13 protein-coding genes are annotated in these 17,911 nt (G+C 60.4%); 9 read left to right on the top strand and 4 right to left on the bottom strand.

The annotated features are described in order from the left end of the window. Positions 1–173 precede the first annotated feature (173 nt). The 4 genes from E5K00_RS00585 (at position 174) to E5K00_RS00570 (ending at position 5,750) form a co-directional block, all read left to right on the top strand. Positions 174–1,844 carry an alkaline phosphatase PhoX gene (locus E5K00_RS00585; protein ID WP_135460661.1) on the top strand — a complete coding sequence of 557 codons (1,671 nt, stop codon included), beginning with the start codon at positions 174–176 and terminating at the stop codon, positions 1,842–1,844. 27 nt (positions 1,845–1,871) lie between these two features. Further along, positions 1,872–2,774, top strand: coding sequence for a leucine-rich repeat domain-containing protein (locus E5K00_RS00580; protein WP_135460660.1), 903 nt, complete (start codon positions 1,872–1,874; stop codon positions 2,772–2,774). Continuing rightward, complete coding sequence (locus E5K00_RS00575) at positions 2,771–4,585, top strand: cytochrome c peroxidase (RefSeq protein ID WP_135460659.1); 1,815 nt, start codon at positions 2,771–2,773, stop codon at positions 4,583–4,585. Before E5K00_RS00580 ends, E5K00_RS00575 begins: the two co-directional genes overlap by 4 nt. A 283-nt stretch (positions 4,586–4,868) precedes the next feature. Further along, a complete protein-coding gene (locus E5K00_RS00570) occupies positions 4,869–5,750 on the top strand; it encodes a hypothetical protein (RefSeq protein WP_167856685.1) in 882 nt (293 codons plus the stop codon). An 87-nt stretch (positions 5,751–5,837) separates the two neighbouring features. On the opposite strand, the gene E5K00_RS00565 is transcribed toward E5K00_RS00570, so the two are convergent. Beyond that, positions 5,838–7,769: an ABC-F family ATP-binding cassette domain-containing protein gene (locus tag E5K00_RS00565; RefSeq protein WP_135460657.1), complete on the bottom strand. Its 1,932-nt coding sequence runs from the start codon at positions 7,767–7,769 to the stop codon at positions 5,838–5,840. 105 nt (positions 7,770–7,874) lie between these two features. Here E5K00_RS00565 and E5K00_RS00560 point away from each other — a divergent pair, with 105 nt between their 5' ends. The 3 genes from E5K00_RS00560 (at position 7,875) to E5K00_RS00550 (ending at position 11,223) form a co-directional block, all read left to right on the top strand. Beyond that, a complete protein-coding gene (locus E5K00_RS00560; RefSeq protein WP_167856684.1) occupies positions 7,875–9,707 on the top strand; it encodes an AAA family ATPase in 1,833 nt (610 codons plus the stop codon). A gap of 323 nt (positions 9,708–10,030) precedes the next feature. Next, the gene (locus E5K00_RS00555; protein ID WP_135460655.1) at positions 10,031–10,738 is read left to right on the top strand and encodes a GAF domain-containing protein; all 708 of its coding nucleotides are present in this window, start codon (positions 10,031–10,033) and stop codon (positions 10,736–10,738) included. 86 nt (positions 10,739–10,824) lie between these two features. Continuing rightward, positions 10,825–11,223 carry a hypothetical protein gene (locus tag E5K00_RS00550; protein ID WP_135460654.1) on the top strand — a complete coding sequence of 133 codons (399 nt, stop codon included), beginning with the start codon at positions 10,825–10,827 and terminating at the stop codon, positions 11,221–11,223. 14 nt (positions 11,224–11,237) lie between these two features. Here the strand turns inward: E5K00_RS00550 and E5K00_RS00545 are convergent, their stop codons facing one another. Both E5K00_RS00545 and E5K00_RS00540 read right to left on the bottom strand, forming a co-directional pair. Continuing rightward, complete coding sequence (locus tag E5K00_RS00545; protein ID WP_135460653.1) at positions 11,238–12,875, bottom strand: amidase; 1,638 nt, start codon at positions 12,873–12,875, stop codon at positions 11,238–11,240. A 91-nt stretch (positions 12,876–12,966) separates the two neighbouring features. Further along, positions 12,967–13,149, bottom strand: coding sequence for a DUF2256 domain-containing protein (locus E5K00_RS00540; protein ID WP_135460652.1), 183 nt, complete (start codon positions 13,147–13,149; stop codon positions 12,967–12,969). A 209-nt stretch (positions 13,150–13,358) separates the two neighbouring features. On the opposite strand from E5K00_RS00540, the gene E5K00_RS00535 reads away from it, so the two are divergent. Continuing rightward, complete coding sequence (locus E5K00_RS00535; protein ID WP_135460651.1) at positions 13,359–14,381, top strand: SMP-30/gluconolactonase/LRE family protein; 1,023 nt, start codon at positions 13,359–13,361, stop codon at positions 14,379–14,381. Between the two features lie 272 nt (positions 14,382–14,653). Then, positions 14,654–15,598, top strand: coding sequence for a gluconolaconase (locus E5K00_RS00530; RefSeq protein ID WP_135460650.1), 945 nt, complete (start codon positions 14,654–14,656; stop codon positions 15,596–15,598). Positions 15,599–15,639: 41 nt separating this feature from the next. Here E5K00_RS00530 and E5K00_RS00525 read toward each other — a convergent pair whose 3' ends face one another. Beyond that, positions 15,640–17,829, bottom strand: coding sequence for a serine/threonine-protein kinase (locus E5K00_RS00525; RefSeq protein WP_135460649.1), 2,190 nt, complete (start codon positions 17,827–17,829; stop codon positions 15,640–15,642). Between the last annotated feature and the right edge of the window lie 82 nt (positions 17,830–17,911).

Raw genomic sequence — 17,911 nt, 5'->3', positions numbered from 1 at the left:
GTTATTCTGACTGCCAAAAGCGCCCGGTTGCTCCCGAAGCCCCGGCGACAACCGGGCGACGGCGCGGTAACACTGCCGTCACGGCTCCTTTATGTACTCTTAACCCAGCGGTAAACCAGACGCAACAGTCGGTTTCGTACTTGCGGCACCTTTCAACCCCGACGCAAGCTTCTATGAAACACACGACTACGCTACTGGCCGCCACTGCTTTGCTGAGCACCGCCGCCCGGGCCCAGACCGCCTGCCCCACCCTACCCCAGGACCACATCAGCCGCTTCACCTCGGTGCAGCCCTCCACCCAGCCCCAGGACCTGCGCCTGCCCGCCACCCACACCTTCCAGCTGCTGGTGCAGGGCGGGGCGGCCTACTCCTCGGCCGCCGACGGCAACGTGAAGGAAGCCTTCGACTTCACCGGCTACGTGCCCATCGGGGGCAGCAGCACCAGCGGCTACCTATCCATCAACCACGAGGGCTCGGCGGCGGCTACCTCGGGCGTGAGCATGCTGAATCTGAGCTTCGACCCGCTGACGAAGCTTTGGGGTGTGACGGCCAAAAACCCGGTGAACTTCGGGCCCGTGGTGGGCACGTTCAACAACTGCTCGGGCGGCGTCACGCCCTGGAGTACGGTGATTACCTGCGAGGAAAACGCCCCCACCGCTCCCACCGACAGCAACAACGACGGCTACTTCGACTTCGGCTGGAACGTGGAAATTGATCCGGCCACCCGCACCGTGAAAGACCAGGACGGCAACGGCACGCCCGACAAGCTCTGGCGAATGGGCCGCTTCAAGCACGAAAACGTGGTAGTGGCCGCCGACCGCCGCACCGTGTACGAGGGCGCCGATGAGGGCTCGGCCAACAGCTTCGTTTATAAGTTCGTGGCTACCACGCCCGGGCAGTTCGCCAACGGCACGCTCTACGCCCTGAAGCTCGACGGGGCCATTGGCACGGCCACCACCGGCACCTGGCTGCCGGTGCCCAACACCACCCCGGCCGAGTGCAACAACACCGCCGCCGCCGCCCTGGCCCTGGGCGCCACTAGCTTCAACGGCGTGGAAGACATTGAAATCAGCCCCGTCACGGGCCAGATTTACTTCACGGCCAAAGGCCCCGGCACCACCTACCGCTTCACCGACGCGGGCAGCACGGTCAGTGCCTTCGACGTTTTCGTGGGCAACTCGCCCGGCGTTACCAACCGCACCTACCCCATCAGCTACGGCGCGGCCACCGTGAGCGAAGCCTGGGGCACCGGCAACGACAACCTGACTTTCGACTCGCAGGGCAACCTCTACGTGCTCCAGGATGGGGGCCGCAACCACGTGTGGGTGGTGCGCCCCTGCCACACCCAGGCCAGCCCCGCCGTGGAGCTGTTTGCCGTGACGCCCAACGGCTGTGAGCCTACCGGCATGACCTTCTCGCCCGACGAGAAATTTATGTTCATCTCCATCCAGAGCCCCGACCCGACCAACACGCTGGCCACCACCGACGCCGCCGGGCAGGCCGTGGTGTTCAACAAGTCGTCGGCCATCGTCATCAGCCGCCGCGGCGTGCTGGGCACCACGCTGTCCACCGAAAAAGCCCGCCCCGAGCTAGCTAAGGCCGACGTGTACCCCAACCCCACCGCCGGCGCCGAGCTGAGCGTGGAGCTGACCAGCCTGAGCCGGGAAGCCGCCACGGTGCAGGTATTCAACACGCTCGGGGCCCGGGTGCTGACGCAATCCGCCGTGCTGGCCCAGGGCCTGAACCGCCTGCGGGTGCCGGTGAGCAAGCTGCCCGGCGGCCACTACACGCTGGTTATCCAGACGGCCACGACCTCCACTACCCGGCCTTTTATCAAGCAATAGCTCGTGCGCTTACCCTTTCTTATCGTTATGCTAGCCGGCGTTGCCTCGCAGTTTCTGCGGGGCAACGCCTGTTTGGCCCAAGCCCCGCCCTGCCCCGCCCCGGCCGCCTTCACCCTGACCGATGCGCTGAGCCGCCCGGGCTGCGTGCGGGAGCTGAACCTGCGCGGCCAGGCCCTGGAGCAGCTGCCCGCCAGCCTGGACCGGCTGCCCCGGCTACGGCGCCTCTACGCCCACGAAAACCACCTGCGCCACCTGCCCGAAGCCCTTACCGGCCTGGATAGTCTGCAGGTGCTGTTCGTGAATAAGAACGGCCTGCTCGACCTGCCGCCCGCGCTGGGCAACCTGCACCGCCTGACCCAGCTGCAAATCGACCAGAATGCCCTGCGGGAGCTGCCGCCCAGCATCGGCGGCCTCGACAGCCTGCGGTTTCTGCTGGCGGCCTGGAACAACTTCACCTCGTTTCCCGAGCAGCTCAGTGAGCTGGGGCGGCTGGAATACTTCGACGGCTCCCACAACCAGCTGCTGTTTCTGCCCGCTGCCCTGGGCCAGCTGCGCCGCCTGCGCTACGCCTACCTGAACGACAACCGGCTGGAGCGCCTGCCCGCGCGGCTCGGCACCCTGACGCGTCTGGAAGAGCTGAACCTGGCCAACAACCAGCTAACCGACCTGCCCGCCAGCCTGGGCCAGTGCGCGCAGCTAAAGGTGCTGATTGTGTCGGGCAACCAGCTGAAGGCCCTGCCCAAACAGCTGGGGCGGCTGCAAAACCTGGAAATGCTCATTGCCAACGACAACCAGCTCACAGCCCTGCCCCGCTCCCTGGCCCGGCTGCGCAAGCTGAAAACCATCATCGTGAAGGGCAACGCCTTTACCCCCGAAGCCTGCCGCCAGGCCCAGGCCCTGTTGCCCGACGCCACTATCTACTTTCAATGAACCTGCTTTCTTTTCGCCGGCGCGTGGGCCGGCCGCTGCTGCTGGGCCTGGCCGGACTGCTGTTCTCGTTTGCGGTGCTGCACAAAACGCCCGCCGAGCAGGTCCGGGACTACTACGACGGGCACCTGCGCCAGCTACACGCCGCCCTCACCACCCTGCAACAGCTGGCCCCCCGGGCCGATACTACCGCGCTGCGCCGGCAGTTTGTGGCCTGCCGCACCGAATACAAGTACCTGGAGTTTGCGGTGGAATACTACTACCCGCACGCCGCCCAGCGCCTGAACGGGGCTAATCTGCCCGAAACCGAGGCCGGGGAGCCGGGCGAGGTTATTCCGGCCACGGGCTTTCAGGTGCTGGAAGAATACGTGTACGACGCCCCCACCGACCACGCCACCCGGGACCTGATCCGCCAGGAAACCGACAACCTGCTCTACCAGGTGCGGCACCTGGAGCAGCAGGCCCCCATGCTGACTTTTTCCGAGGCCGAGGTACTGGATGCGCTGCGCCTGAACCTCTACCGCCTGGCCGCCAAGGGCCTTTCGGGCTTCGACTCGCCGGTGGCCCACGCCGCCCTGCCCGAAGCCGCCGTTACCCTGCACGCCACGGAGCAGGTGCTGGCCTTGTTGGGTGGGCCAGCGGCCGTTCTGGCCCCGCTGGCCCGCGGCCGGGCCGTGCTCCTGGCTCCTGCGGCCACCTTCGAAAACTTCGACCGGGCCCGGTTTTTCGTACGGTATTTCAACCCGGCCCTGGCGGGGCTACAGCAGGCCCAGCAGCAGCTGGGCATAGCCTACGTAGCGGCCCGCCGCGCCGTGCGCCCCCAAGCCCCCTCCTTCTTTGCCGCCGACGCCTTCGACCCGGCCTTTTTCGCGCCGGCCGATGCCGCCGCGCCCACCCCGGCCGTGCTGGCGCTGGGCGCAGCCTTGTTTCAAGAGCCGCTGCTGTCGGGCAAGGCGGCGGGGCGCTCCTGCGCCAGCTGCCACGTGCCGGGCCGCGCCTACACCGACGGGCTGCGCGTGAACCGCTCCCTGCTGGCCGGCACCGAGCTGGCCCGCAACACGCCCACCCTGCTCAACGCCGCCCTGCAGCCCGAGCAGTTTGCCGACGGCCGGGTGCATTTTCTGGAAGATCAGGTACATGCGGTGGTTACCAATAAAGCCGAAATGGGCGGGCAACTGAGCGAAATTCCGGCGTTGCTGCGCAAAAAAACCACATACCAGAAGCTGTTTGCCCAAGCCTTTGCCACGGATAAGCAACCGGTTTCGGAGCCCAACATCCGCCGCGCGGTGGCCGCCTATGTGCGCAGCCTGGTGGGCCTCAACAGCCGCTTCGACCAATACCTACGCGGCGACACCGCGCGCCTGTCGGGCCAGGAAGTACTGGGCTTCAACCTGTTTATGGGCAAGGCCCAGTGCGGCACCTGCCACTACATGCCGCTGTTCAACGGCAGCGTGCCGCCCCTCTACGACAAGGCCGAAAGCGAAGTGCTGGGCGTGCCCGCCACGGCCGCGGCCACCGCCCTCGACGCCGACCCCGGCAAGTTCGGGCTCTACGGCATTGCCCACCAACGCCAGGCCTTCAAAACCCCGACCATCCGCAATGCCGCCCGGACCGCGCCCTACATGCACAACGGCGTATACCAGACGCTGGAGCAGGTGCTGGATTTTTACAACCGCGGCGGCGGGCGGGGTCTGGGCTTGGATGTACCTTCTCAAACGCTGGCCGCCGACCCGCTGCAGCTGAACGCCGCCGAGCAGCAGGCCATTATTGCCTTCATTGGGGCACTAGACGATGCGGCCCCAGCGGCCCCGTAGCCCGATTTTGGGGTAAGACAAGCTGAACAGCAGCCCACACATTCCTTGGCCGTAGGCAACTGGACTGGCAATACGATAGCCAATCAACCTGGATTTAATTAAATAATTCTTATAAATTATATTACTATTTAACTACATTCATCCTACTCCGCCACTCTTATTCACGCCTGCTATGAAAACAAATATTGTGTCTGCCGTATGGGCAGGGGCTTTCGTACTGACTTGCGGCAGCACCTACGCTCAAAATAACACTCAGACCCTTAGCCAATCGGGGGCCAGCAACTTGGCTACCATCACTCAAACCGGTAATGCCAGTTCCTCAACCGGCATCCAGACCGGCAGTCTGAACACGCTGACGGTAAATCAACTAGGCACGCAGGTTGCCACCGCAGCCCGGCAGACGGGCAACCGCAACGCTATTACCCAGGACCAGATTGGAGAGGCCAGATCCACGGCCGAGGCCACCCAACTCGGCGACCGGAACACGCTTGTGCAAAGCCAACGGCTTGGCCCTTTCAACCGGGTCACGGGCACGCAAACCGGTGTTGACAACGTGCTTTCCCAGATCCAGAGCGGCAACGGCAACACCGGCACAGCCGCGCAAATCGGTAGCCGCAATGCCAGCCAGCAACTGCAGCAGGGCCGGGAAAATCTGGTTTCGGTGGTGCAGACCGGCAACGACAACGAGGCCATCCAGACCCAGGCCTCGTTGGGAAACACGGCCAGCCTGACGACAGCCGGCAATGACAACCGCGCGCACCAAAGCCAGAGTGCCATCGGCAATACGGCAGCCGGCACGCAGATCGGCAACGCCAACGCCCTCACCCAAACCCAGAACGGGGAAGCCGACCGGGCCACCGCCACCCAGGTCGGCAGCCGCAACGTGGCCACGCAGCAGCAGTTGCAGGGAAGCGCATTTGGCACCAACCGGGCTACCATCGAGCAGGACGGCGACGATAATGACGCCCAACAGCTGCAGAACGGCCCCTTCACGGTGGGCAATACGGCCTTCATCGACCAGGACGGCAACAGCCACACCGCCCGGCAGGAGCAGATTGGCGGCCGCAACGCGGCCCAAACCTACCAAGGCGCCGAGGGCCAGCGCAGCACCGTGTACCAGGCGGGCAACGACAACGTGAGCCTGGTCAAGCAGAACCATCCGTAGGCTTTTCCCAGCTGATAGAAACCAGCAACGCCCCGCTGCGCCCTTTCGGGTTTGCAGCGGGGCGTTGCACAGTAGGGCAGTTTGGGGCTACTTATCGAGTTGCTCGGCGCGCTCGGCCAGCTTTTCCCACTGGTCGTTGGTGCGGTTCAGCTCCTTTTTCACCTGCTCAAACTTCATCGTGGCGTCTTTCAGCTGGGCGGTGTTGTTGTAGATGTTGGGGTCGGACAGCTGCTTTTCGTACACGGCCAGCTCCTTTTCCAGGGTCGTGATTTTGCCCTCGATTTCCTTCAGCTCCTTGTTCACCTTCTTCAGCTCCTGCTGATTGGCTTCGCGCTCGGAGCTGGAAACCGGCTTTTTCTCCTCCTTCGGCAAGGGCTTGGGCGCCGACGGCGACGGTAGGCCGGCCTTCTTGGCGGCCTTGTCCCGGTCTTCCTGCCACTGCTCGTACTCGGCGTAGGTGCCGGGGTACTCTTTCAGCTGGTAGTCCTCGATGTACCAGATCTTGTTGGCCACGTTTTCCACGAAAAACCGGTCGTGGCTGATGACGATGTAGGTGCCTTCGTACTGGTCCAGGGCCTGAATCAGGATGTTGACCGACTGCATGTCCAGGTGGTTGGTCGGTTCGTCGAGCAGCAGAAAGTTGGCCTCCGAAATCAGGGTTTTGGCCAGGGCCACGCGGCTTTTCTCGCCCCCGCTGAGCACCTTGATTTTCTTGTAAACCTCGTCGCCGGTGAACAGGAACGAACCCAGCACCGAGCGCAGCTCCATTTCGGAGCGCTTGGAGCCGGCTTCCACCATTTCCTGCAGAATCTCGTTGTCGATGCGCAGGCTTTCGAGCTGGTGCTGAGCGTAGAACGACATGATGACGTTGTGGCCCAGCTGGTGGTTGCCGGTGGTGGGCGCCTCCTGCCCCGCCACCAGGCGCATCAAGGTGGACTTGCCCTTGCCGTTGGCCCCGATCAGCGCGATTTTGTCGCCCCGCTCGATGTGGACGTGGGTGTCGCGGAAGATGAGCTTATCGGCGTACTTCTTGCCCACGTGCTCCATGCGCAGAATGTGGCGGCCGGGCGTGACGGTGAAGTTGAACTTGATGTTGACCTTGGCGTCGTCGGCGGCCACGTCTTCGATGCGCTCCAGCTTATCCAGGGCCTTCACGCGGCTCTGGGCCTGCTTGGCTTTCGAAGCTTTGGCCTTAAACCGCTCAATAAACCGCTCCGCCTGCCGAATCTGGGCCTGCTGGTTTTCGAACGCGCCCTTCTGAATGGCGTTGCGCTCCTCCTTCTCTTCGAGGTAGAACGAGTAGTTGCCGGCGTAGGGCACCAGCTTGCCGCCGGTTACCTCCACGGTGGTGTTGGTGGTGCGGTCCAGGAATTCCCGGTCGTGACTCACGATAATCACGGCGCCTTCGTAGCCGGCCAGGTAGTTTTCAATCCACTTGATGGAGGGCAAGTCCAGGTGGTTGGTCGGTTCGTCGAGCAGCAGCAGGGAAGGCTGCTGCAACAGAATTTTGGCCAGCATCACGCGCATGCGCCAGCCGCCCGAAAACTGCTTCAGCGGCTTTTGCAGCTCCTCGGTGGTAAAGCCCAGGCCTTCCAGGATTTCCTCGGTGCGGGCCTGCATGGTGTAGCCGCCCAGAGCCTCGAAGCGCTCCTGCAAGTCGGCCAGCTTCTCGACCAAGTCGTCGGTGTAGTTGGTTTCGAACTCGAGCAGCACCTCGTCGATTTTCTTCTGCACTTCCAGGGCCTCGCCGAAGGCCTGCATGGCCACAATCAGGATGGGCTCGTGGGAGTCGTAGCTGAGCAAATCCTGGTTCAGGAAGCCCAGGCTCACGTCCTTGCTCATGGAGATGCTGCCGCCGTCGGGCTTGTACTCGCCCACCAGAATGCGCAGCAGCGTGGATTTGCCCCGGCCGTTGAGCCCGATCAGGCCAATCTTATCCTTGGGTTTGATATGGAGGCTGGCCTTGTCGTAGAGAGTGCGGGAGCCGAAGTGAAAATCGAGGTCGGTAATGGAAATCATCCTACTTTGCGGGGTATGAAGCCGCAAAGATACAGGTTGGAATACTCACTAAGTAGGCTTTTATTTACTTTTCTCAATCTTCTCAAACAACTAATCTTAGCACTAATGCTACACAAAATCAAAATACAGCGATTCAAAAAATTTAAAGACATCGAAGTAGAATTGGCCCCGTTCACTATACTCATGGGAGAAAACAGCTCAGGAAAGACAACAGTTATGCAGGCTATCAACTTATCTTTAAATACTCTATTCAAGAACGAATTCGTCAGCAACGACGCAAATGGAAATATAAAAGTCAAAAAAAGAGGCGTAGGCATGACAAACCTACCAGGCATAAGCTTCTCAGATTACAGAGAATTATTCTATGCAAAGCTCTCTCGCGGTGAGAACACACAAAGGAATACTAAATCAATTAACCAAGGAGCCGCTATTGAATTAACAGATGAAAATAAAAACATTTATAAATTAAAAATAAGAGCTTTATTTGGAACATTCAATTTAAAATGTGTCTCCACTGCCTCTGAATTAAAAAATAATCCAAATCTACATAATAAAGCTCCATTATTTATATCGGGATTTATTGGCCTAAGAGCAAGCGAGGAAAGGGTATTTCCTCTAGCTATTCAAGATAGAATGAGAACAGGCGATGTAAGCACAATCATCAGAAATTTAGTACTAGATACAAAACAAAATACACCTGATGCATATCAAAAACTAGCAACAAGACTTAAGAATGACTTTAACTTCGAATTAGAAAAAGTAGAATTTAATGAGAGAGAGGACTTGAATATTCTTGCACATTACACTGAACAATGTGACAAAGAAAAACTTTCTTTGGATTTCATGTCTTCGGGAAGTGGATTCATGCAAATTTTACAAATACTTACACCTATTTATCGCTTCTGCCCAATAGATTGTGATATAGTACTATTGGATGAACCCGACGCGCATCTACATCCCAATCTTCAAACTTCATTGGCAAAAACCTTACGTGACATACAGAAGGAATTGGGTATTCAAATAATAATATCAACTCATTCTACTTCCATAATTCGAGCTTCAGAGCCAACTGAAGTTATTCCAGTATCATCTTTAAATAAAATAAACAAAGCGTTAGCAAATTCTGAAGATGTAGAAAATGAAATAGCAGGAAGAATAGATTCTTATGATTTGGGCAAATCTGTAATAAGTGGACAACTTTTGTTTTTGGAGGATGCAAACACATCTATATTAGAAGCTTTTGACAAAATAGCAAGCATTGGCAGCTTAACCGGAGCGAATACAATTCCAATACTAAAAGGCAGAGGAAAGGATGATAAATCTCCTTTTTTTCTCAATGACATTTTTAACAAATTTTTAGACAAAGATATTAATATTACATTTATAAGAGACAGAGATGGACTATCTGATGAATGGAGCAGTAATTTAATAAATTTCGGACACAGAAAAAATGTAAATTTATATGTACTAAAAAGATATGAAATAGAAAATTATCTGCTAAATCCAAAATTATTATTCAGAGCAATTAATAAAAAAAAGGAAATAATTCATTTAACATCTATTGAAGCCATAAAAGATAAAATACTATCTTTGTTAAAGGAGACGATAACACTTAGAAAATATAACTTTGAAGGAACTCTAGAGGAAAACATTTACAAATCAGCTCAACTTATGGGAAAACAAGAATACAGAAATCCTGAATTAGCTAGAAGCGAAGCAAAAAAAATATGTGAACTATATGAAGCTGATGGCACTTTCGAAAGCCTAATCATAAATGGAATGGGTAAAGAAACAATGAAGGGGATAATGCACTGGATCAACAATGACCTTAAAGTACAAATATCTTATGCAGAAATACTTGCAAGTCTAGAATTAGAGGATATACCAAGTGAAATAGTTGAAATGTTAAGCAGCTTACGATCCAAGGAACAGAAGTAAAATAGTATCATCCACCTTACACTGTAAGGTGGATGATACTATTTTTAAAGGCACCTACCCCCTCAAACACCTCCGCCCACTCCAGTTGCAACTCCGGCAGCGTGGCCATCGGAATAGCGCCGGGCGTGTAGAACTCGCCGCGCAGGTGGTAGCGGCCGTCTTCGCCGAGTAGGGAGAGCTAGGAATAGGTGCCATGCTGGTAAGGAAAAGCAACCGTCATCTAGAGCTGTTGCCCCAGCCCATTCACAAAACATTCAACAAATCCTATTCATCTAATAATTTTTCTATCCGTAGAAACACGCATCCTTCCCACGTAGTTTTTCATGCCTCTTTCGCCCTCATCCTTGATTCCCGGCAACGAAGAGGATCGACTATTGGCGCTGAGTCGCTACCAAATTGTGGGCACGGCCCCGGAAAGCCTCTTCGACGATTTGGCGGCCCTCACGGCCAAGCTGTTCCGGGCCCCCATTGCCCTGGTGTCGCTGGTAGAAGCCGAGAGCGTGTGGTTTAAAGCCAACTTTGGCCTGCCCGACGCCGGGCGGGTGCGGCGCTCCGAAAGCCTGTGCTCGGTGGCCGTGCTGCACAACCAGGCTACCGTGTTCGAAAGTCTGGGCACCAACCCCTGCGCCCTGACGGAGCCCACCCTGCTGCAGGCCCTGCGCCTGGAGTTCTACGCCGGCCATCCGCTGCAAACGCCCGACGGCTTCAACATCGGTTCCCTCTGCGTTATCGACCACCAGGCCCGCACTTTTTCCCCCGACGAGCAGGAGCTGCTCCGGCAACTGGCTACCACGGTGATGCTGCTGCTGGAGCTGCGCCGCCTGGGCAACCCGCCGCTGGCCGCGGCAACGCAGCCCCACCTGACGGTACCCTCCCTGGTGCACAGCCTGACGATGCTGGCCGAAATTGGCAGCACCGGCGCGGCCGTCGACATTGCCGGCAACCCCGTTGGCACGCCGGCAATTCACCAGGAGGCCGCCCAGCTCACGACCCTGCTCAACCGCCTGATTGGGGAAATGCTGGTTTCGTAAGCTCCTGGTTCAACGCCAGGCTGCTTATCTTGCGCCGCTCCAACCGTTGTTGGTTGCCGTTATAGAATACTGATATTCAGCAGGCAATGGATTTTCTTGACGCACTGGACGTGCTTAGCAACCTGTTACTGCTAGCTGACTCGCCTTCCAAACCAACCAAACGCCCCACGACGCCGGCCCGGTTGGTCGGGTACGTACTGCTGCTGGTAATTTGCGGCAGTGTGCTTTTGCTGGCGCTCCTGGTGCTGCTGCTCGTGCTAACGCCCCGGGGTTTTCTGGGCAGCAATTGGGGGTCCGTAGTGTGCGGCGGGTCGGCTTTTCTGCTGGCCGTGGGCGTGGCATACGGCCTGTTCAAAATCAGGCTTATCGAATCCTACAAACCAGGCTGGTTTTTCGCCCTGGTTGGCCTACTGACCTTTCTGTTCACCATAGCCCTGACGCATGCCGCCGTGGCCTGGCCGCAGGTCGCGCACCTAGTGCCCTGACGCTTACCAACCGCTTAGCCCACAAACGGAGCCCCGAACTGCGGCGCTGTCCGCTTCTTCGACGCCTGCTCGTAGGCGTAGGCCAGCGTCAGCAGGGGGCCTTCCTGGTAGGCCCCGCCCACGAATGACAGCCCGACCGGCAAGCCGTGGGCCTGCCCCATGGGCACGGTGATGTGCGGGTAGCCGGCCATGGCCGCCGGGGAGGAAAAGCCCGGTCCTTTCCAGGAGTCACCGTTGATCAGGTCGAGGCAGGGTGCGGGGCTGTTGGTAATGGCCACGAGGGCGTCGAGGCGGTTGTCGCGCAGCACGGCGTCGAGGGCCTGGCGGGCGCCACCGTGGCTTTTTTTCAGCGCCGCCTGGTATTTCGGGCTGCTCAGGCCGTCGGTTTTTTCGGCCGCTTCCAGAATTTCCTGTTGGAAAAACGGCATGGCCTGGGCCTTGTTTTTCAGGTTGAAGGCCATGACGTCGGCTACGGTTTTCACCGCGGCCCCGGCCGTACTCAGGTACTTGTTCACCCCGTCCTTGAACTCGTAGAGCAGCACGTCGTACTCGGCCTCGCCGAGCGGGTCGATATGCTTTTCCAGCTCCACTTCCACGATGGTGGCGCCCTGGGCTTTGAGTTCCGCCAAAGCGGCCTGTAGCAGCGGAATAGCGTCGGAATTGCCTTTTAGGTGGTTTTTCTCCACGCCCAGCCGCTTCCCTTGCAGCCCGTCGGTCTGCAGAAAAACGGTGTAGTCGGCCGCGGCTTTGCCGGCGCTTTCCCGGGTTACGTCGTCGTTGGCGTCCACGCCGGTGAGGGCCGTGAGCAGCAGGGCCGCGTCGCGCACGGTGCGGGCCATGGGGCCGGCCGTGTCCTGGGTAGCCGAAATCGGGATGATGCCCGCGCGGCTGAGCAGGCCCACGGTGGGCTTGATGCCCACGATGCCCGAGCACGAGGCCGGCGACACCACCGAGCCGTCGGTTTCGGTGCCGATGGCCACGGCGCAGAGGTTGGCGGCAACGGCCACGCCCGAGCCCGAGCTGGAGCCGCTGGGCGTCCGGTCCAGGATGTAGGGGTTTTTGGTCTGGCCGCCCCGGCTGCTCCAGCCGCTGGTGCTGCGCGTCGAGCGGAAATTGGCCCACTCGCTCAGGTTGGTTTTGCCCAGCAGCACGGCCCCGGCCGCCCGCAGCCGCTGCACGATGAAGGCGTCCTGCTTGGCCTTGTGGCCGGCCAACGCCAGGGCGCCGGCGGTGGTTTGCAGCTGGTCGGCGGTGTCGATGTTGTCCTTGATGAGCACCGGAATGCCGTGCAGGGGGCCGCGCACCTTGCCGTTTTTGCGCTCCTGGTCCAGGGCGTCGGCCAGCTGCAGGGCCTCGGGGTTCACCTCGATGACAGCGCGCAGGCGGGGCCCATTCCGGTCGAGGGCCTCGATGCGCTGCAAATACAGCTCCGTCAGCCGGCGGGCCGTGTATTCCCCGCGTTGGAGCTTGGCCTGCAGGTCCGTAATGGTGGCCTCGCTGAGCTCAAAGCTGGGCGTAGCCGCCGCCTGTTCGGGGTCCACGGCCAGGGCCGCGGGCGTGTCCTTCGATTCGGTGGTGCAGCTGCTGAGCGTCCAGGTAGACAGGGCCACGCCGGCCAGGCTGCTGGTACGCAGGAAAAAGCGTCGGTTCATGCGGGTGGTTTTGCGGGTCAAGATACGCAGCGCGGCCCTACGGCGCCAGGCGCGCGGCGGGGGTAGAGCCAGGAATGAGAGCGGCGCTTCGCTACTGCGGCGCCGGCCGGCCGGCCTTATGGCGCTGGCACTTCTCGCCGCAGTACTTTACCTCATCCCAGCAGTTGCGCCATTTTTTGCGATACTCAAACGGCCGGCCACACACGGCGCAGACTTTGGTGGGCAGATTCCCTTTGACCAGCTTGGCGGGCACCGATGAGGAAGGACGAGGCATAGGCTGCAAACACCAAAACGCGGGGCTTGTTCGTTTTGCGGGCTGCGGGCGGCCCGGCATCTGCGACAATTCTACTAATCTTGTGCGCCAGGCAACTTTTTCCGGCCCCCAACGGCTCTTATCTGTAAGCAAAGCTTCGTCCGGCGGCCTGGTCCCGGTGGGGGCCCGCACGTTTCAAGATTATTTTCTGCTTTTACGCTGTTCTTCGCATGACTTCTTTTCGCTTAAAACCACGGGGCGCACGCCAGTTCACGATGATGATGGGCCTGCTGGTGGGCTCTGTCAGCCTCTCGGCCTGCTTCAACAACGACGTAGAGCCTACCCTGGCGCCTCCCCCCGGGGCCGACCTGGTGACCTTCACCAAGGAAAATCTGTATCCGGAAGGCATCGACTACGACACCAACGGCCGCCGCTTTCTGGTGAGCTCCCTGACCACCGGCATCATCAGCCAGGTGGCCGATGATGGCTCCTACGCCCCGTTCGTTACCGACGCCAGCCTGGTGTCGTCGGTGGGCCTGCACATCGACGCGGAACGCAACCGCCTGCTGGTGGCCGTTTCCGACCCCGGCTACAACAAGGACAAAACCACGGCCGCCACCAAGGGCAAGCTGGCGGCGCTGGCCAGCTACGACGGGTTTGGCAAGCGCGTGGGCTACGTCGACCTGGGCAGCTTGCGGCCCGCCCTGAGCCACTTCGCCAACGATATGGCCGTTGACCAGGCCGGCAACGTGTACGTCACCGACAGCTTCGCTCCCATCATCTATAAGGTCGACGTGGCGGGCGTGGCCTCGGTTTTCCTGGAAGATGCCCGCCTGGGTGCCCCGGCCGGGCAGTTTGGCCTCAACGGCATCGAGGTGCACCCCGACGGCTACTTGCTGGTCGCCAAGACGGATGACGGCAGCCTGTTCAAAGTGCCGCTGAGTAACCCCACGGCCTTCACCAAAGTCGGCAGCAGCCAGGATCTGAAGGGCATCGACGGGCTGACCCTAATAGAAGCCGGCCGGCTGTACGCCTCCTGCAACTCCCAGTCGAAAGTCTACAACCTGACCACGGCCAATGGCTGGGGCGACGTAACGGTGGCCGGCACCTTCGCCACTCTGCCCGAATATCCCACCACCCTGGCCCGGCGCAGCGCCACGGAAACTTACGTGCTGTATTCGCGCATCAACGAGCTGCAAACGCCCGCCACGCCGGCGGCCACCAAGTTCAACATTGCCAAGCTGAAGTTTTAACTACGTCGGCACGTCTGCTTTGCCCCGAATCGGCCTCGGCAGGAATCCCTACTTGCTTCCTACCGAGGCCTGGCGGCGTGTTGTAGAATCGTACCGCACACCAGGCCTGCCAACCGCTGCAGTGGGTGGCGGGTCTGCTATTTTCATTGCTAATACCGACTCTTTTCAAAACAGCTCTCCTCAATCTTGTTATGCCCAATTACTTTACGCGCAGAAGAAGCAGTATACCAGTTTGTAGCCTGCTAGCAAGCCTACTGGGTTTATCGGCCTGTGTGGATACCAGCCTGCCCGAGCCTAACAAGCCGGTGCCCCCTCCAACGCCTGACCTGATTACCTACCGGCAACCCAGCTTGTACCCGGAAAGCGTGGAATTTGATACGAATAGCAAGCTGTTCTATCTGAGTTCCCTCACCACGGGCACCATCGGCCGAATAGGCGTAGGGTCGTTGACAACCTATAAGCCTTTCATTACCCACACCAGCCTCGTCTCCTCGTGCGGCCTGCAGATTGACGCCGTTGGCAACCGCCTGCTGGTCACTATTTCCGACCCAGGTTATAACAAGGCCAAAACGTCGGCGGCCACCAAGGATAAGCTGGCGGCGCTGGCTTCCTTTGATGCTTTGGGCAAGCAGATCAGCTACGTAGATTTGGGTAGCCTACGGCCCCTACTCCAGCATTTTGCCAACGACGTAGCCGTAGATGCTGCCGGCAACTGTTACGTGACGGACAGCTTCGCCCCGGTTATCTATAAAGTCGACAATAAAGGCAAAGCCACCGTGTTCTTGGAAGATGCCCGGCTCGGTGCCCCAGCCGAAAAATTTGGCCTCAATGGCATCGTGTTTCACCCCGACGGCTATCTGCTGGTGGCCAAAACTGACGATGGCAGCTTACTTAAGGTGCCGCTAACCAATCCCGTGGGCTTCACGACGGTAGTCACCGGCCAGGACCTGACGGGTGTGGATGGCCTCACGCTGATGGATGCTACCACACTTTGTGGGGTGAGCGGCAGTCAGGCAAAGGTATTTCGCCTGACGAGCAACAACGGTTGGACTACGGCCACGCTATCCGGCACCTTTGCCGGCTTGTCCCAATACCCCACCGCCCTGGCCCGTACCACGACGACTGAAACCTATGTGCTCTACTCCCGGCTCAACGAACTGCTGCAGCCTGTCCCCTCTTCCTCCCCCGACTTCAGTTTGAGTAAGCTGAAGTTTTAACTCTTTTTGCTTCTGCGCTGGCCCGGCACCACGGCAGCAGCTTACGGCTGCTCGCTGATGTGCCGGGCCACTTTTTTGGGTGCCCCGATGCTGTTCAGCAGGCCGCTGACCAACCCCTGCCGCCACAGGGAAAACACCGAGACGCGCAGGTCGCGCCGGCTTTCCATCGAGCCGACTTTCAGCTTGTCGGGGCCCAGCCCGCGCGGGTTCTCGTCCCGGATGACGATGCCGTTGAGCAGCTTGGAACCCAACTTGGTAAGCAGGGTTTTCTGATCGGGGCCGCCGTTTTTGCTGAGCAGCGTAAGCTTGAGGTCCGAGTATTCGGCTTGCATGGTGCCGGTAATCTGCCGGCGGCTGCCCTGAAACCGGACGGTGGCGCGACGCACGTTGCCGCTTTCGAAGCGCACCAAACGGGTCGGTTCGGTCATGGTGTTGAGCAGCGTAATGGAGGCCGGGCCGAACGTGCCTTGCCCGCTGTGCCGCCCGGCCGGGTCGAGCAGCGGAATCCGGAAGGCGGCGGTGGCGTACCAGCTGTTTTGCAGCCAGCCGCTGGCCTGGGCCGTCATCGGCGTGGCAGCCGTCATCAGCCGCGGGTCGTTGGTCACGTTGCGCAGCGTCACGTTGATGCGGTTGAAGCTAATGTAGCCCGGCCGGCCCGTAGTGGGCCCGATGTAGGACGTGGCCACGTAGGCGTTGACGAGCTGTACCCGGCGCACGTTCAGGCGCACCGCCAGCTTGGCCAACGACTCCTGCGTGACCAACGAGGCCTTGGGGTTCAGGGCAAAGCGCCCGTCGCCGGCAATGAGCACGCGCATCTTCGTTATCCGCAGCTGCTCGGCCAGCAACGAGCGGCGGCGGGCAAAGGCAGCGAAGTCGAAGCCGGCAATTTGCAGCGCGTGGGCCCGCACCGTAATGTGGGGCGTCTGGTGGCCTTTGTAGCGGGCCAGGGCCGAGGGCGTCATCGTGGGCTTCAGCATGATGCCGGTGGCCTGCACCCGGCCCGTGCGCGTCAGCAGCTCGATGCTGCGCAAACCCAGCCAGTACACCGGGGCCGAAACCGTGGTCTGGACCCGCCCGGTGCGCAGCTCCCAGCTTTTGGCGTACCAGATCCGGCTTGGGTCCTGGGCCCCGGCGGCCGTCAGCAGCACGTTGTCGGCCAGCAGGCGAATGTCCTGGATTCGGGGCTGGGGCTTGATGGCCGTCAGGTGCAGGGTGCCGCCGCGCACCCGCAGCTGCCCCAGCTGCACCTGCCGCAGGTACGGCGCCAGCACCTCATGCAGCGGCGGGGGCGGCTGAGTGGGCAGGGCCAACGCCAGCCAGGGCCGGGTCAGCACCACCGAATCGGGCCGCAGCTGGCGGCTCCGCAAGGCGGTTAGGCGCAGGCCGCCGACCTGAAGCCGGGGCAACACAAGGTGTACCCGCACGACCTTGCCCTGCCGCTGCATGGCATCCAGGGACCGAACCCGCAGCGAATCGACGGTGAGCTGCTGGCGGCGGGAGGCAAACTGCGCCGCGCCCACCAGCACCCGGTGCCGGGCCACGGTCATCACGCCGCGCCGCAGCCCGCCGGCCCAGGCCGCCGCGTAGCCAACGCGCTGGGAGTCGGCGGCTCCGGCGGCGCTCAGCAGCAGGTCGTGGGCCGAAAAAGAAGCCTGCCGCACGCTGGCCTGCGGCACCCGGCCGGGCCCGTACGCGGCCTGCAGCTCCCGCAGCCCCAGGTAGCCGATGCGAAGACCATCAAAGTGCTGGGGCAGCTGCTCGTGCAGGGGCTGGGCGGCGGGATTGGGTGGGGGCAGCCGCAGCACCCGCAGGCGGGCCCCGGCCAGCAGCACGGTATCAACGGGCACGACGGACCCGCGCAGGGCGGCCCACAGGCCGATGCCGGAGAGGCGCAGCTCCCGCACGTCGGCCAGTAGCCGGGGCAGGCGGGTTTGCTGCCAGCAGGAGTCGGCGGCGGCGGGGCGCAGGCGCAGGTCACGGAGCCGGACCGTGCCGGTCAGCAGCTGGGTGTGCAGCTCGCCGATGCGCAGCTGGTAGCGCCCCTCACTCTGCCGGGCGACTTGCTTTTCCAGCGTCCGGCGCAGCCACGGGTCGAGCCGCGCTAGTGCCACGCCCAGCACCACGAGCAGCGCCAGCAGGATTCCACCCACCCAATAAGGCCAGCGGCGCGGTTTCTTGCCGGCCAAAACCAGCGGCTCGTTGGTCGTGGGGACAGAGGAGAGTAGAGTCACGGGAAAGTCAAAGACAGAGGGAATTGACCTAAACGCAGAACGCTACGCTTACGGCCATACCACCGGCCGAATCCCGTTTTGT

Source organism: Hymenobacter aquaticus, from assembly GCF_004765605.1.
In the GTDB taxonomy this organism is placed as follows: domain Bacteria; phylum Bacteroidota; class Bacteroidia; order Cytophagales; family Hymenobacteraceae; genus Hymenobacter; species Hymenobacter aquaticus.
This window is presented reverse-complemented; position numbering and strand designations above follow the sequence as displayed.

What these genes read in the sequence shown, in the direction of transcription:
- E5K00_RS00585 (WP_135460661.1), top strand. Translation starts at nt 174, where the DNA reads ATGAAACACACGACTACGCTACTGGCCGCCACTGCTTTGCTGAGCACC.
- E5K00_RS00580 (WP_135460660.1), top strand. Translation starts at nt 1,872, where the DNA reads ATGCTAGCCGGCGTTGCCTCGCAGTTTCTGCGGGGCAACGCCTGTTTG.
- E5K00_RS00575 (WP_135460659.1), top strand. Translation starts at nt 2,771, where the DNA reads ATGAACCTGCTTTCTTTTCGCCGGCGCGTGGGCCGGCCGCTGCTGCTG.
- E5K00_RS00565 (WP_135460657.1), bottom strand. Translation starts at nt 7,769, where the DNA reads ATGATTTCCATTACCGACCTCGATTTTCACTTCGGCTCCCGCACTCTC.
- E5K00_RS00560 (WP_167856684.1), top strand. Translation starts at nt 7,875, where the DNA reads ATGCTACACAAAATCAAAATACAGCGATTCAAAAAATTTAAAGACATC.
- E5K00_RS00555 (WP_135460655.1), top strand. Translation starts at nt 10,031, where the DNA reads ATGCCTCTTTCGCCCTCATCCTTGATTCCCGGCAACGAAGAGGATCGA.
- E5K00_RS00550 (WP_135460654.1), top strand. Translation starts at nt 10,825, where the DNA reads ATGGATTTTCTTGACGCACTGGACGTGCTTAGCAACCTGTTACTGCTA.
- E5K00_RS00545 (WP_135460653.1), bottom strand. Translation starts at nt 12,875, where the DNA reads ATGAACCGACGCTTTTTCCTGCGTACCAGCAGCCTGGCCGGCGTGGCC.
- E5K00_RS00540 (WP_135460652.1), bottom strand. Translation starts at nt 13,149, where the DNA reads ATGCCTCGTCCTTCCTCATCGGTGCCCGCCAAGCTGGTCAAAGGGAAT.
- E5K00_RS00535 (WP_135460651.1), top strand. Translation starts at nt 13,359, where the DNA reads ATGACTTCTTTTCGCTTAAAACCACGGGGCGCACGCCAGTTCACGATG.